Genomic DNA, 15,653 nt, shown 5'->3' on the forward strand with positions numbered 1-15,653 from the left:
TAACCAAGGAATAAATCATGAAACACACAATATTGAGAAAGGCAGGATTGGCACTTTTGATTACCGGAATCACTTTTGCGCTTCCCGCCTGTGCTCAGACGCATGGTGGGACGCGTGCGATGGGTATGAGCGAGAACAGTGCAACTGACGCGCAGCAGATGTCGGAAATGATGCACAGCATGTCAGGTGAAATGATGAACATGTCCGGCATGATGGACAAGGGTGACATGAGCCCCGATGCCATGAAGAAAATGGCGAATCAGATGAAGCAAATGAGCAGCATGATGGAAAACATGTCGGGCATGATGGGTAAGGGCGGGATGATGGGCTCCGGGCACCACATGCAGATGGATCAGATGCACAAGCAGATGGATCAGATGCACAAGGACATGCCTGTGACACCCACGAAGAAATAGGCCTGTGAAACCCCGTCGGCATAAGCCGCCGGGGCACTTGCGGTAAGGGTGCGACAAAAACTCAAAGGACATAAAAAAATCCGCATGCTGCAGAAAAGCATGCTGAAACTACTTCCGATATTGGATGCGAAGTATCCGCAGCAACTGGAGCGGCTCACGCGAACGCAATGACAAGAATTGCGTCAGCATTAGGAGATCCAGACTTGGAGTCAGAAAAAAAGATCGTCTTGGTCACCGGGTCAAATGGACGCATTGGCACCGCGGTGATGGAGCGCCTGGCGGGCCGCTTCAGTGATGTCGTGGGTTTTGACCGCGAGGCGCCAAGTCCCGCGCCGCCGGGTTGCACGCAAATCCCTGTCGACATCACGTCCGATGAGAGCCTGCAGGAAGGGCTGCGCATCCTGCGCGAGCATCACGGAACCCATATCGCATCTGTCGTGCATTTGGCTGCCTACTACGATTTCCTCGGCAAGCCGAGTCCCAAGTACGACGAGGTCACGGTCGAGGGCACGCGGCGCCTGTTGCGCGCATTGCGCAACGGGTTCAAGGTCGAACAGTTCATTTTCGCCAGTACGATGCTGGTGCACCGGCCGGGCGAGCCGGGCCAGTTCATCGACGAGGACTGGCCCTTGGGTCCGACCTGGGCTTACCCGGAGTCGAAGGTCCGCACCGAAGAGGTCATCCACTTCGAGCGCGGCGAGATACCCGCAACGATCCTGCGCATGGCCGGCGTCTACGACGACTCGTGTCATTCGCCGCCGTTGGCGCATCAGATCCAGCGCATCTATGAGGGTCAGTTCGCCGCTCACCTGTATTCCGGCGAAGTCTCGCATGGTCAGGCATACGTCCATTTGGACGATGTCGTGGATGCCATCGAGCACGCCGTGGACCACCGCGCGCAGCTGCCGCCGGAGACGCCGATCCTGATCGGCGAGCCGGTGACGTTGAGCTACGACGAATTGCAGCACACGTTCATGCGGCTGATCCACGGGGACTCGCACGAGACACGCAGCGTGCCCGCGCCAGTAGCCAAGCTCGGTGCCTGGCTGCAGGACCAGATCCCGGGCCAGGACACTTTCATCAAACCGTGGATGATCGACAGGGCCAACGACCACTACGCCCTGGACATCACCCGCGCACGCAATCTGCTTGACTGGGTGCCCGTGCGTGCGCTACGGGAGACATTGCCCAAGATGGTGTCGGCGCTGAAGGCCGACCCGGTTGGCTGGTATCGGGAGCAGGGCCTCGAGCCGACCAAGGCGATGCTGAAAGGCCGTTACCCCGACCACGAAGATGCAGAAGCCGCCCTGACTGGCGACAGTCCGCCGGCGGCAGCCATCGGCACGCATGCGCACCACGCCGGCGCTGATGCAAAAGCGGAGCAACCCGCGCCCGACGGCGCGCACCTCACCCACAGTTGTCCGATGCACAGCGAAGTTTGCCAGTCTTCGCCGGGTAATTGCCCGCGATGCGGCACGACGCTGGAGCCGACCGCACAGCCGGCGGATGCTGAGTACACCTGTCCGATGCATCCGGAAGTGATGGCCAGTGAACCGGGACCCTGCCCGAAATGCGGCATGCCGCTGGAGGTGCGTCAGCCGCCACCCAGCAACCATGACAGCAGTGGCGGCCACGCCGCTCAGACCGCTCACGAAGGTCACGGTGGTCACGAGGTTCATGACAGTCAGGAGGCCCACGACGGGCACGATGGCCACGGAAGTCACCAAGGCCACCAAGGCCACGGCATGCCCGGTGCTCAAGCTGGTGAAGTCGACATGATGGTCACAGGCCATCGAAAAATGCTGTGGCCGCACTATCTCGCCATGATGCTTGGCTTCTGGCTGCTGACCAGTCCGTTCACGCTGGGCTACATGAGTGATTTCGCGCCCGACGCCAACCAGTTGCGGGTCATGGCCGAGCGCGGGCTGTCGTCGTTCGAACTGCGCAACCTGCTGATGAGCTGGAGTGACGTACTCAGCGGTGTTCTGGTGATCGCTTTCAGCATGTTGTCGGCCAACGCATGGCGTCGCCATCCCTGGGCGCAGTGGGCCAATGCCTTCGTCGGCGTCTGGCTGCTGTTCGCACCATTGGTGTTCTGGACGCCATTGCCCGAGGCCTATGCCAACGGAACACTGGTCGGTGCTTTCGTGATTGCGCTGTCGGTGCTGATCCCGATGATGCCTGGCATGAGCATGGCCAGCATGATGGGCGGCCCGGATGTCCCGCCCGGCTGGGCATACACACCATCGAGTTGGATGCAGCGCATGCCGATCGGCTTGCTTGCGATGATTGGATTCCTCACTTCGCGTGTCCTCGGGGCCTATCAACTCGGCCACCTCGACGCGGTGTGGGAACCGTTTTTCGCCGGTAGCGGCGCCATGAAGGGCATGATGAACGGCACCGAGACCATTATCACTTCGGACGCATCCAAGGCCTGGCCGATTGCCGATGGCGCCCTTGGCGGGATTGTCTACATGGCCGAGCTGGTGATGATCTGGATGGGTGGAAAAACCCGCTGGCGCACCATGCCGTGGATGGTGCTGGCGCTGGCGATCCTGGTCCTGCCTCTGGGCGTTGTGAGCGTCTACTTTGTCATCATCCAACCGATCGTGATCGGTACCTGGTGCACGTTGTGCCTGATTGCCGCGCTCGCCATGTTGGTGATGATTCCGTATTCGTTGAACGAATTCGTGGCGATGGGCCAATTCATGACCGATGCGCACCGCAACGGTAAACCCTTCTGGCGCACGTTCTGGACCGGTGATGCGATGGAAGGCGGCAGTGCGGACACAGCCAAAGGGTTGGTCGCGACGACCGGCGAAAAGATCGCCCAGGCCACCCGCGGCGTCACCTATCCGTGGACGCTGCTGCTCAGCATCGCCATTGGCGTGTGGCTTACCTTCACGCGGCTGAGCTTCGACAGCTCAGGCGCGATGGCCAACAGCGATCACCTGATTGGCGCATTGGTGGTGACCTTCTCGATCATGGCCTTCGCCGAGGTCGGACGCGCCATTCGATTCATCAACATCCCGTTGGGCGCGTGGTTGATCGCTGCGCCGTGGCTGCTCGACGGCATCGCCTCGCCGCTTGCAGCCTGGAATGGCGTGATCAGCGGCGTTGTGGTCATCGCACTGGCGCTTCCGCGCGGTCGGATCAAGGATTCGTATGCGGGCTGGGACCGGTACATCGTTTAAGGGCAGCGCGTCGGTCAACCGGTAACCGAAATCCTGAAATTCACTAAATCTGGAGATCCAATGCAACCTAGCCGAATGGAGTTTGCTCCATCATGAAAGAACATTTTGCGCACTCCGGAGCTTGGGGCCTGGCCGTGATCATGATCGTGGTGGCGTCCTGGCTGTTCTATCGCTACTTCGCCCCGAAAAACTGGCGCGAGTGGGTAGGTGCGGGAGTGGTCCAGGCATTTATCATCGCGCTATACGCGGAGATGTACGGCTTTCCCCTCACAATCTACCTGCTGGCGAGGTTTTTCGGGCTCGACCGCACCGGTCTCAATGCCAACCTCTGGTCGTCACTTGTCGGCTTCGGCGAGGCGGGCATGCTGATCTCGATGCTGCTCGGTTACGCATTGCTGTTCGTCGGCATCGGCATCTTCATCCAGGGCTGGCGCGAGCTCTATCGCGCGCGGCAGCAAAACCTGCTGGTGACGAATGGCCTGTACGGGTTGGTGCGGCATCCCCAGTACACGGGATTGTTCATCGGGCTGTTCGGCGAAGGCGTGGTTCACTGGCCAACGGTGTTCTCGGTCGGACTGTTTCCGGTGATCGTGCTGGTCTACTTTCTGCTCGCGCGTAGCGAAGAAAAAAAGATGGTCGAGCAGTTCGGCGAGCAATACCTGGCATATCGACGGCAGGTGCCTATGTTCATTCCCCGATCCGGCGGCTGGCGGCTACTGGTGCAGCGTTCCAGCGGAAGGCAAGGCAGCAGCGAATGACCCACGTGATCGGCGATCTAGCCCCAGGCCGGCGCGTCAGTTACGTGAGAAATCCTTTGCCTTAAGAGGCGTGATCAAGCTCCGTAGTCGTTTGTCTTTCGCTGTGGACAAGCACAGTGCCATTGCGTATCCAGCGCACCAGTCCACGTCAGCACGGAGAAAAAGACATGTTTGTCGAACAGATCCTGCCGCAAGCGCGCGAGCGGCTAGCAACGATTGGCGCAGCCGCTTCGGTGACGGATGCAGCCGAGGTCACGTCCAGGCTGCACGCCGATCTCGTTGTCGTCTGCAACGAGACCGGCAGCATGGTTGGCGTGATTACCAAGACCGACATCGTGTCGCAGATCGGTCGCTGCGGCGCGGACGGATGTTCGGCCAGGGTGGATACGATCATGACGCGTGAGGTTCTGTCCAGCCACGCCAATGAAGCGCTGCAGGATGTCTGGATGGCGATGAAAGCGCGCGGCCTGCAGCGCATGCCGGTCGTCGGACATGATGGCAAGCCCCTGGGAATCCTGTATTCGCGCGACGTCCTGCAGAGCTTACTGGGCGAAGTGAAGAACGAGGAAGCGCTGCTTCGAGACTACGTGATGAATGTCGGCTATCGATAAAGCTGTTCAAACGGATTGTTCTATCTTTTGAAAGGAGAAACCGCATGGCACGCGAAAGCCGAGAGCCTGATGATGCTGCGCTTCAGCGCCAACGCTCGTTGGCCAGGTGGGACAACGAAGGCGGGGCAATGGCCAGCGGCTCCCAGGTGGAGCCGGAATTAGCCGACCAGGCCATATCGATGCCCGCGGTGACCGACTTCGAATTTATGGTGCTGCACAGCCGCGTTATCGCGTTGGAGAACCTGGTGACCTCACTGCTAGCCACCGCAACCAAGCAGCAACTCGAACTGGCACGCGACATGGCTGCCTTCATCACACCGCGTGCTGGCTTCACGCAGCACCCACTCACGATCCGCGCGGCGGAGCACATGGTCAACCTCGTAGAGCGCGCCGAACTTTTGCGTAGCTGCAAGACGTTTTGATCTAACCATGTGTCATGCCGACAAACCCTGCCTGGTGCGCTTTAGCAGCAGTTCGCTGATCGCCACGATGAGGTGTTGCCGGACATCGGCAGCGCTGCGACCTTCGGATCCAATACGAATGGGTACACGCCCGATGTTTCAGCCATCATTGAAGTACGACGTTCTGGGAGAGCGATCATGCTAGAAGGCATCATGCTGCTCTGGTTCCTGCTCACTGCGTTGTCGGTGCTGTATGTGGCCATCGACATTTGGTCGACACCGGCATCAGTGGTGCTCAAGTGGGGATTCATTCTGCTTACGGCGTACACAGGTCCGTTGGGCGCCTTTCTTTACGTGCTGGGCTGTCGCGAGCCTTTGCCGGGACTGCATGAGCGCTATACCGCGGTACGTTGGCGGCAGGTATTAGGCTCGACCATGCACTGCGTGGCGGGCGATGGTGTCGGCATCCTTGCGGGAGCTGCCATTGCGAGCGTGATGCATTTGGGGGGGCTGTTGGATATCGCCTTGGAGTACGTTCTTGGTTTCGGTTTTGGCTGGACGATCTTCCAGGCGTTGTTCATGCGCGGCGAGGTCGGGGGCTCATACAAGGCCGCGCTGCGCAAAACATTCTTCCCAGAGCTGCTTTCGATGAACGTGCTCATGGCCGGGATGGTGCCAACCATGGTGCTGGCGATGAAATACGTCCATGGCGCGCACGATCCAACAGGACCGGCTTTCTGGTTTGTGATGTCGATGTCGTTGCTGGTGGGATTCGTAGCCGCCTATCCGATGAATTGGTGGCTGGTCTCCCGGCATTTGAAGCACGGCATGATGACCGTGCGTCCATCCACCAGCCACGAAAACCACGAAGCGCACGAAGGCGTGGATGCCATGAGAGGTGCCGCATCAGATGCGGTTGCTCAAGCCGTACACGCTGAGACTGGACAAGTGTCGCGCCGCACGCTTGCGGGCATGACGCTGCTGTCTCTCTTGCTGTTTGGAACAGGTCTTGGTGTTGTGGCATACCTTGGCGGTTTTTCATGAATTCCTTAGTCAACGCCATCAGCCGGACTGCGTGTCAGTTAGTTGGATGGCGTAGGCCGCCAAGAGCGATGCAGTAGGAACAACTGTCTTCGCTAAGCGGCACGTCATTCCATTCCGCTCGGTTCGGCTGTCGTCGGCCCGTTGTTCGGGGCGTCTTCTGACTGGACATACACCGGTGCGAAGCCACCGCCCAGTGTTCGGAAATTGGTGGTCTGGCCCTGATAAAGCCGTGCAGCGAGCCACTGAACTGAGCCTTCGTAGACGTAGTTGCGCACATCGAACTTCAGCGTCTGCAACTGCGACTGGTTGGAGATGACGCGTTCACCCGGCGCCACAATCGTCTGGGCCACATAGTCGCCCGCCAGAATCTCCTGCCAGACCCGTCGGGTGAGCTTGTCGCCGCGATAAGCGGCTCGGCTGCCGAAGCCTGTAGCCGGCTTGAAGAACAGGTGGCGCCGCTCGGACCATAACCGCTCCGCGTGGGTCGGGTCGACGCGCTCAGTGGCAGGAATCCCGGCCAACAAAATGTCGCGACTGGCTGCTGGCACACCCAGTGCTTGCAGTTGCTGGTCGTCGCTCAGCAGCGCCAGATTGCGTTTGTTGGCGTAGAGCGCATGCGCCTGAGGATGCGGTGTCATTACTACAGCGTGCTGGAGATAGGCTTCGCGCAGGACGGCGTTGGCGGGCTCCTCCAGCGAAAAATCCGTCAACCGGTTGTAGATCAAATCAACGATCGTTTGACCGTGCCGAAGAACGCCATCGTGCAGTGACAACTCTGAAGGATCGGCGATGATGGCGTTGAAGCCATGGCGTAGGAAAAGATCCTGGAACAACAGGACGTCTGGGTACAGATATTGCTGCTGAGGCGCTTCGTCGACGATGGCGATACAACGCAGGGGAGCGCTGCGATTGCTTAACTGCCATTCCCGAAGAAACATGTCGACGATGGCGTCTTCCATCGTTGCCGCCGCAGGGATCATGTCTTGCAGCGGGTTGCAACAAGCGCGTTGCGCACGTGCCAGCGCGATGCTGAGCATCGCGCCACCGGCATTGGTATTGATCTCGATCAGGCCGAGTCTGCCTTCGGTGACATGGAAATCGTAACCAAAGAAAACGCCGATGGCGCCACCGGGATCATGACGGGCGATGTCGGGTGCCGAGGCCAATACGGCTTGCCGATATGCCGGTAGCGCCACAACTGAAGTGACTGTGCGAACGATTTCTGCCATGCGTTCGCGATGCGTCGCGGTAATGAACACCGGGTTGCTGGCAAACAGGTGCGGACAACGTGCCTCAATCAATTCGAAAAGATCCGGCTTTTGCAGTTGCGAGTGCAAAGCGTTGCGCAGTGCGGTCTTGTCGAGCGTGATGCAGAAACATTCGCTGTTCAACGATTCGATCGCGCAGCCGGCTAGCTGTTTCGAACAGTCTTCGGAAGACACGCGATTCATGCTCTAAGCCTCAGGTAGATGTCTGAGTACAACCGACATATGCGGGAGGCTCCTGGAGTCTGACCCATATGACGGCCATTGCAGTTCGAACCTGAAATGTTAGCCAATCTCGTGCCTATCAGGCTTTTTCCGATACTGGTTCTTGGTGAGGCAGTGGAACGATGCGCAGCCGTAGGGCATTCGAGATCACCGATACCGAACTCAGGCTCATCGCAAGTGCTGCTACTACTGGGCTCAACAACCAGCCAGTCCATGGATAGAGCAGACCGGCAGCCAATGGAATGCCTAGAGTGTTGTAGACGAAGGCGAAAAACAGGTTCTGACGGATATTCCGGACCGTCGCCCGCGATAGCGCGCGTGCCTGGACGATCTTCCTTAGGTCACCTTTGACCAGGGTCAGCTTGGCGCTTTCCATCGCGATGTCGGTACCTTGACCCATGGCAATTCCAACGTCAGCTGCAGCAAGTGCAGGCGCATCGTTAACGCCGTCACCCGCCATCGCAACGCGCCGACCACTGGCTTTGAGTTCTTCGACGATGCGTGCCTTGTCGGCAGGCTGTACATCAGCCTCGACGCGTTCGATGCCAAGTTTCTTGGCCACGGCATTGGCCGTCGTCGCGTTGTCACCTGTCAACATGATGACTTCCACGTCTTCGGCACGCAGCGCTTTCAACGCCTCTGCGGTCGTGTCCTTGATGGGATCTGCTACCGCGAGCAACCCCGCTAGCGCATCGTTGATGGCCAGGAACATCACTGTCTTGCCGTCGCGCCTTAGTGCGTCGGCCTGAGCAGCGGCACTATCATTGATACTGATATTCCGGGCGTCCATCAGGGCCCGGTTTCCCAGCGCGGCGGTCGTTCCTTCCAGCTCAGCGCTTACGCCTTGGCCAGTATGCGACTGGAAATTCGCAGTCTCGGGAAGTGACAGTTCGCGATCCTTGGCACCTGCCAGGATTGCTGCTGCGAGCGGATGTTCGCTCCCACGCTCAAGCGCAGCAGCCATGCTGACGATCTTGTTGTCGTCTTCATCCCCAAGCGCCACGACATCGGTCAGCTTCGGCTTGCCAAGGGTGAGCGTGCCGGTTTTGTCGACAACCAGTACGTCGATTTTTTCCAGAGTTTCGATTGCTTCAGCGTCGCGGAACAATACGCCCATCTGCGCGCCACGGCCGGTCGCAACCATGACTGAAATTGGAGTCGCCAGACCCAGCGCACAAGGACAGGCGATGATCAACACGGCCACCGCATTGATCAGGGCAAAAGCCAGCCGAGGATCTGGCCCCAACCATGCCCAAAGTGCAAATGTAAGCACTGCGGCCAGTACCACTGCCGGCACGAACCAGTTTGCGACTCGATCAGCCAGCCGCTGCAGCGGCGCTCGCGTGCGTTGGGCATTTGCCACCAGCTGGACAATTTGTGCCAACAGCGTTTCGCTGCCCACTTTTTCCGCCTGCATGACCAGCGAGCCAGTCTGGTTGAGGGTGCCGCCAGTAAGCGGATCATCGGCAGTCTTTTCGACGGGCATGGGTTCTCCCGTCAACATTGACTCATCGACGCTGCTGCGTCCTTCGATGACGACACCATCAACCGGAATCTTCTCGCCGGGGCGCACACGCAATCGGTCGCCCTTTTCGACGCTCTCCAGCGGCACATCGTGCTCGTCGCCGTCCTTCCCGATGCGGCGTGCGGTCTTAGGGGCCAGGCCGAGCAGGGCGCGTACCGCATCACTGGTGCGGTGCCGGGCACGAAGCTCCAGCCACTCACCCAACAAGACCAGCGCGACGATCACGGCAGCGGGTTCGAAGTACAAGCCAATGCGTCCGTCCATGCCACGGAAGGCAGGCGGGAAGAGGCCCGGCATCAGCAGTGCCACGACGCTATAGCCATAAGCGACACCGACGCCAAGGCCGATCAACGTATACATGTTCGGTGATCGGTTGCGCAGCGATGTCCAGAAGCGACTGAAGAACGCAGAGCCGCCCCACAACACCACGACCGATGCCAGCACCAGTTCCGCCCACGGGCTCCAGGCCGGCGCCTGCCAAAGTCCCAGGTGCGGGGCCATGGCAAGGATGACGACGGGAAGCGCCAGCAATGATGCGGTCCAGAACTTGCGGCCTACGGATGTGATTTCGTTCTTCGCCTCGCTGTCGTCCTCGCTGGGCAGCTCAGGCTCCAGTGCCATGCCGCAAATCGGGCACGCGCCAGGACCTTCCTGCCGGATTTGCGGATGCATCGGGCAGGTGTAGATCGTGCCCTGCGGTACAGGCACTTCTTCCTTGCCTTTGGAGGACAGCTTGGGTGACAGATATTTGTCGGGATCAGCCTGAAAGCGCTCGAGGCAGCGTGCCGAGCAGAAATGAAATGCGTCCCCACCGTGTTGTGCGTGGTGCGGTGTTTTGTCGGGATCCACCGACATGCCACAGACTGGATCAATGACCTTGTGCCTCTCACTCGGTGCAACCTGTCCACTGTGGTCAGGCGGGTTGCTGTTGTCTTTGGTGGTCATGATTTATCGCTCGACAGGGCATTGAGAATGGGACATGCCGCAAGAGCGCCATGCCCTGGGCACACCTGGATTAGCTGATGCAGGCCATCGCGGATTCGGGACATTTCCGCGAGACGGATATCGACGTCGACAAGTTTCGCCTCGGCGACTGCCTTGAGCTCGCCCATGTCTTCCTCGCGGTGATCCGAGAGTGCCAATAGCTCCCTGATTTCATCCAACGTGAATCCGAGCGTCTTGGCACGCCGCACGAATTGCAGGCGCGCGATATCGGGTATCTGGTAGCGCCGATAGCCAGACGCTTGGCGATCAGGCTCCGGCAGCAAGCCTTGCCGCTCGTAGTAGCGGATCGTGTCGATATTGACGTCGCACCGCCTGGCGAGTTCACCGATTTTCATGCTGGATGAGCCGTTGATGAGTGATCCCGGCTATTTTTAACCTTGAACTAAAGTCCAGAGTCAAGTGTTTATTTCGTTGGAACCGACTTAAGGTCAGGTGCCCCCAGTGGGGTCGGATTGGCCTCCAGATCAGCAATCAGTCCCTTCATTTCACCAATCTCGCGTACCTGCGCTTTGATGATGCCGTCCGCCAGTTCACGCACGCGAGGGTCGCGGATATGGGCGCGACTGCTGGTGAGAATGGCAATGGAGTGATGCGGGATCATTGCGCGCATGTAGGAGATATCGTCGACGGTCTGCTGGCTTCTAACCAGCCAGAGCGATAACGCGAATACAGCAAAACTGCTTGCAAGGATCGCGATGTTCATCGACTTGTTCTCGTACATCTTGAGCATGAACAACAGCATCACTGCCGCCATCGATGCGCCCATCACGAACGCCATATAGAGGCGGGTTTCGCTGAAAAACACGTGGTCGCTGGTGAAGGTGTTGAGATACATCAGAACGAACATCACTAGCGTAGAGGTCGCTATCATCGCGCCGAACTTCATGTATTTGGTCATTGCATGGTCCTCTATTGATCAGGCCGAATCCTCAGAGCCTGGCTTTGCCGGCTCAATGCGGATGGCCGTCATCCTTGTGTGCATCTACAGTCCCCGAAACCGGATGAGATTCGCGCGTGCCATCCGCATGGGTATGCATTCTCCCTTGCTCGGCATCCATGCCATGTGAGTTTGCAGCCGCCCCTGCCTCATCACTCGCACCGTGACCAGTCATGCCTTTCATGCCATCCATGCCTTCATGCATGTGATCCTCATCCTGTGCCGGCGGCTTTCCGCCCAGCTGTGCGTATTGAGCTGGCGTCATGCCACGGAACTTTTGCAGGAAGGCCACCATGTTCCAGATCTGTTCGTCGGTGTGCGTCTTGCCCCAAGCCGGCATCGCGGTCAGCTTGATGCCATGCTTGATGATCCAGAAATCGTGTTTCGGATCCAGCGCGACCTCTTTGCTGAGGTCTGGAGGCATCGGATACAGGCCGGGGCGGATTTCGGTGTCGTCTGCGCCGGGTGATAGGTGGCAGCCGGTGCACATTGCGCTGTAGTTCACCGCACCCAGGCGGATGCGACTGGCGTCTTCCAGGTCGGGGACCTGAATATCGTGCGCGCGACTTTCAATCGATCGATGGCGAAGCATCTCAATTGCGGCACGGGTGGGGGCCCAATGTGGATCGTCGGCGCCGATGTTGTAGAGACCGGACCAGGCGAATATGGCCGCGCCAGCAGCCAGTACGGCCAATACGATGAAGGTCATGACGACATGGTAAGTATGCGATTTCATGGGTTTCTCCGTCAGAACCAGATGCGGATGCCAGCGACGAGCTGGGTGTCTTGAGCGCCTTCACCAGCGGCGCGGGTGAAGTTGGCGGTATTTCCGAACTTGCGTGACCAGACGACGCCGATGTAAGGCGCGAACTTGCGGGTAATCTCGTAGCGCAGCCGGATGCCAATATCCAGATCGGACAGGCCCGAGCCGATGCCACGGGCAGGATCGTCCTTGCCGTAGAAGCTGGCTTCGGCATTTGGCTGCAGGATCAATCGCTGCGTGAACAGCAACTCGTAATCCGCCTCCACGCGCAGTGCGCTACGCCCGGACTGCCCCAGATATGCCGTGGCTTGGAGATCGAACCAGTAAGGCGCAAGGCCCTGCACGCCCACGGCCAGCCAATCCCGTGTGGGGCCATCAGCCATGTCATGGCGCACGCCGACTTGTGCACCCCAGTACGTCGCGATCGCATGGTTCCATAGGGCTTCGGCACGCGTTGCACCCAGGCGGCCACCGCTGCGTTCACCGTCGAGTTTGAGCCACAGCTTGTGACGATCCGCTCCATACCAAGCTTGCGCATTGATCGCTTGGGCAGTACCTGCATCATTGTCGCGAAGTTCCAAATTGTCGAACAGGACATACAGGCGCTTTGCGTTGTCGGACATGTCCATGCCGTGCATCGGTCCGTAGTCGACACCATCGGAGTAGTCCGGGTCGCGGGCATCTGGCGGGGGAGCGCCTCCTTGCATGTTCATCGCTCCCATGTCCATCGTGGAGTGATCCATCCCTTCCATTTTGGAGTGATCCATTCCCTCCAACTTCAAATGGTCCATTCCTTCCATTTTGGAGTGATCCATCCCTTCCATCGTTGAATGGTCCATTCCTTCCATCTTCGAATGATCCATTCCCTCCATTTTTGAGTGGTCCATCCCCTGCATTTTTGAGTGATCCATGGGTGCCATGGGAGGAGCTAGTTTTTTCTTTCCGTCTTTGTTTGGTTGCCCGAGACATTGAGCTGCGTATTGCTTGCTTGAGGGCTTGCCCTTGGCCAAAAGTTGCTGACAGGTTGGGTTTCGTGCGTCTGGGGTGGCTGCCCGCTTCTGCTTCGCGGCTGCCTTTTTCGCCGGCGGATTCATCGGCATTTGCATGCCCGGCATCGATTGTGTGTGCTGCGTGTGGTCGGTCGCCTGTGCAAATGCCAATGTGGGCACGGCCATCACCAAGCAGCATGCAAGATTCGCCGTCAGAGCTGGCGCCGAGAGTCTTCGCGCGAACGCACTCATGACACCACCACTTCGCGGAACATGCCTGCTTCCATGTGATAGAGCAGGTGACAGTGGTAAGCCCAGCGCCCCAACGCATCGGCATTGACCAGGTAGCTGATGCGCTGCGCTGGCTGCACCATGATGGTGTGCTTGCGCACCTGGAATTCGCCCGAAGGGCTTTCCAGCTCGCTCCACAGACCATGCAGGTGAATGGGGTGCGGCATCATGCTGTCGTTGGAAAGGATCACGCGCACGCGCTCGCCATGGCGGAAATGGATGGGCTTTGCGTCGGAGAATTTCTGCCCGTCAAAGGACCACATGTAGCGTTCCATGTTGCCGGTCAGGTGCAGTTCGATCTCTCGCCCAGGCTGGCGCGGATCCAGTGGGCCACCGATGGTGTGTAGGTCAGCGTAGGCAAGCACTCGCCGCCCGTTGTCGCGCAGGCCAATGCCCGGGTCGTCCAGGTTGGTGCGCGGCGCGTCCACGCGCATGTCCACGCCCGGACCATATTCGGTGCGGGCATGGTGCGCCATCGGTGCATCCTTGCCGCCGCCATCGATGCCGGGTATTGCCATGCCATCCATGCCTTTCCCCGCAGGAGTACCCATGTCCATGCCTGCCATGGTCATCGTCATTGCGCCCATCATGTCAGTCATCGTCAGCCACTGGGGCTTGTCCAAGGCAGGCACATCAGCCTGCATCCCATGACGTGGCGCCAACGTCCCGCGAGCAAATCCCTGGCGGTCGATGGATTGTGCAAAGAGCGTATAAGGCCGGTCGCCGTCGGGCTCCACGATGACGTCATAGGTCTCGGCCACTGCGATGCGAAATTCATCGACGCTGATTGGCTCGATGTCTTGGCCGTCGGCCGCGACTACGATCATTTTCAGGCCGGGAATGCGTACATCGAAGATGCTCATTGCCGAGCCATTGATGAAGCGCAGGCGCACCTTTTCGCCGGGTGAGAACAGTCCAGTCCAGTTGTCATTGGGCGTCACGCCATTGATCAGGTAGGTATAAGCGTGTCCGGTGACGTCGCCCAGATCGGTTGGGCTCATCCGCATCTGGTTCCACATTCGGCGCTTCGCGAGCGCATTGCGGAGGCCCATGCGCGAAACATCGCGCGTGAAATCGATGGCAGTTGGCTCATTGAAATTGTAGTAATCGGCCATCTTCTTGAGATTGCCGAAGATGGTCTCGGGGTCTTCATCCGACCAATCCGACAACATCACGACATGGTCGCGCTGTGTTGGAAATCTCTCTCCTTCAAGCGGCTCGATCACGATCGGGCCATACAGCCCGGACTGTTCCTGGAATCGCGTATGACTGTGATACCAGTAAGTGCCGCTTTGCTTGAGGTCGAATCGGTATTCAAAGGTTTCACCCGGCTCGATACCGTCGAAGCTCAGGCCCGGTACGCCGTCCATGCCAGTCGGCAGCAGGATGCCGTGCCAGTGGATCGAAGTACTGGTGGGCAGCGTATTGCGCACGCGCAGCACGATGCTCTCGCCTTCGCGCATTCGCAGCACGGGAGCCGGTAGCGTTCCGTTGACGGTGATGGCAGTACGGGTGCGCCCGGTGAAATTGACCTGTGTTTGCCCGATGGCGAGGTCGAATTTGTTTCCGGTGAGCGCAGATAGCGCCTGGTCAGAGCGTTCGGCTGAACCAGCCCAGGCGTGTCGTGGCAAGAGCCCCAGCGCGCCTAGTGAGCCACCTAACGCAAGACCTTGCACGAATGTCCGCCGTGAAGGCATCAGAACGCCATCGCGGGGCGAATATGTTGATCGGGATGACATGTGATCTCCGGAGAATGTCCAAACAGCCAGCGACGCAAGCGTCGGAAGCGATCGATCGTGGTTGGTCGCGCAGCGCTGACCAACACGAGGGTATGTCGACGCTTCAGGCGCCGAGGACATTCAGGCGATTGGAGGTCGAATCAATCTCGCGAGCGTGGGTGATGCGTGTGTCGTGGTCAGCGAGCGCACTGCCACCACCCTCCATGTCGTCACATTCCAAAGCACGGCCGAAGCCGTGATTGGGAAGTAGTGGAGGCATGCGCATTGGCAATGGCCGGATTTGCAGCAATCCGGGGCAGGGGTTTCTTGCTTCTGGTGCTGGATCGCCGATGAAACAACCAGTCCAGGCGCCTGTGCAGTTTGCCGCATCCCCACGTATGCGCCTCCATGACAGGGTGGCTCAGAGGGTGAGCTTTCAGCCGCTACAGGAACGTGATCGTCCGAATTGGACACGTGCGTCATTCCTTGCATGCGAGAGTTCGCCGCAGCA

At 59.1% G+C, this 15,653-nt stretch carries 13 protein-coding genes; 6 read left to right on the plus strand and 7 right to left on the minus strand.

Annotated features, from left to right (window positions below; genetic code table 11):
• The first annotated feature begins 17 nt into the window (after nt 1-17).
• From PSV05_RS09115 to PSV05_RS09140, 6 genes are all read left to right on the plus strand, one after another.
• Nucleotides 18-416 (plus strand): hypothetical protein, encoded by a 399-nt coding sequence (locus PSV05_RS09115; RefSeq protein WP_300064295.1) that lies wholly within the window; start codon nt 18-20, stop codon nt 414-416.
• Nucleotides 417-619: 203 nt separating this feature from the next.
• Complete coding sequence (locus PSV05_RS09120; protein WP_300064297.1) at nt 620-3,610, plus strand: NAD-dependent epimerase/dehydratase family protein; 2,991 nt, start codon at nt 620-622, stop codon at nt 3,608-3,610.
• 92 nt (nt 3,611-3,702) lie between these two features.
• A complete protein-coding gene (locus PSV05_RS09125) occupies nt 3,703-4,368 on the plus strand; it encodes an isoprenylcysteine carboxylmethyltransferase family protein (protein ID WP_300064299.1) in 666 nt (221 codons plus the stop codon).
• A 167-nt stretch (nt 4,369-4,535) separates the two neighbouring features.
• On the plus strand, nt 4,536-4,979 hold the full coding sequence (locus tag PSV05_RS09130) for a CBS domain-containing protein (RefSeq protein ID WP_300064301.1): 444 nt from the start codon (nt 4,536-4,538) through the stop codon (nt 4,977-4,979).
• Between the two features lie 44 nt (nt 4,980-5,023).
• On the plus strand, nt 5,024-5,401 hold the full coding sequence (locus PSV05_RS09135) for a hypothetical protein (RefSeq protein WP_300064303.1): 378 nt from the start codon (nt 5,024-5,026) through the stop codon (nt 5,399-5,401).
• 75 nt (nt 5,402-5,476) lie between these two features.
• Nucleotides 5,477-6,424 (plus strand): DUF4396 domain-containing protein, encoded by a 948-nt coding sequence (locus PSV05_RS09140; protein WP_300064305.1) that lies wholly within the window; start codon nt 5,477-5,479, stop codon nt 6,422-6,424.
• Between the two features lie 104 nt (nt 6,425-6,528).
• Here the strand turns inward: PSV05_RS09140 and PSV05_RS09145 are convergent, their stop codons facing one another.
• The 7 genes from PSV05_RS09145 to PSV05_RS09175 form a co-directional block, all read right to left on the minus strand.
• Entirely contained in the window at nt 6,529-7,683 is a 1,155-nt protein-coding gene (locus PSV05_RS09145; RefSeq protein WP_300064307.1) for a hypothetical protein, read from the minus strand.
• 310 nt (nt 7,684-7,993) lie between these two features.
• Complete coding sequence (locus PSV05_RS09150) at nt 7,994-10,384, minus strand: heavy metal translocating P-type ATPase (protein WP_300064309.1); 2,391 nt, start codon at nt 10,382-10,384, stop codon at nt 7,994-7,996.
• On the minus strand, nt 10,381-10,779 hold the full coding sequence (locus tag PSV05_RS09155; protein WP_300064311.1) for a heavy metal-responsive transcriptional regulator: 399 nt from the start codon (nt 10,777-10,779) through the stop codon (nt 10,381-10,383). The genes PSV05_RS09150 and PSV05_RS09155 overlap by 4 nt, the downstream gene beginning before the upstream one ends.
• A gap of 68 nt (nt 10,780-10,847) precedes the next feature.
• Nucleotides 10,848-11,342, minus strand: a complete 495-nt coding sequence (locus PSV05_RS09160) for a DUF305 domain-containing protein (protein WP_300064313.1) — start codon at nt 11,340-11,342, stop codon at nt 10,848-10,850.
• 52 nt (nt 11,343-11,394) lie between these two features.
• Nucleotides 11,395-12,117: a cytochrome c gene (locus PSV05_RS09165; protein WP_300064315.1), complete on the minus strand. Its 723-nt coding sequence runs from the start codon at nt 12,115-12,117 to the stop codon at nt 11,395-11,397.
• Nucleotides 12,118-12,128: 11 nt separating this feature from the next.
• Complete coding sequence (locus PSV05_RS09170) at nt 12,129-13,385, minus strand: copper resistance protein B (protein WP_300064317.1); 1,257 nt, start codon at nt 13,383-13,385, stop codon at nt 12,129-12,131.
• Nucleotides 13,382-15,121, minus strand: coding sequence for a copper resistance system multicopper oxidase (locus PSV05_RS09175; RefSeq protein WP_300064319.1), 1,740 nt, complete (start codon nt 15,119-15,121; stop codon nt 13,382-13,384). Before PSV05_RS09175 ends, PSV05_RS09170 begins: the two co-directional genes overlap by 4 nt.
• Nucleotides 15,122-15,653: the final 532 nt, after the last annotated feature.

The sequence above is a fragment of the Thermomonas sp. genome, assembly GCF_029945965.1.
GTDB lineage: Bacteria > Pseudomonadota > Gammaproteobacteria > Xanthomonadales > Xanthomonadaceae > Thermomonas.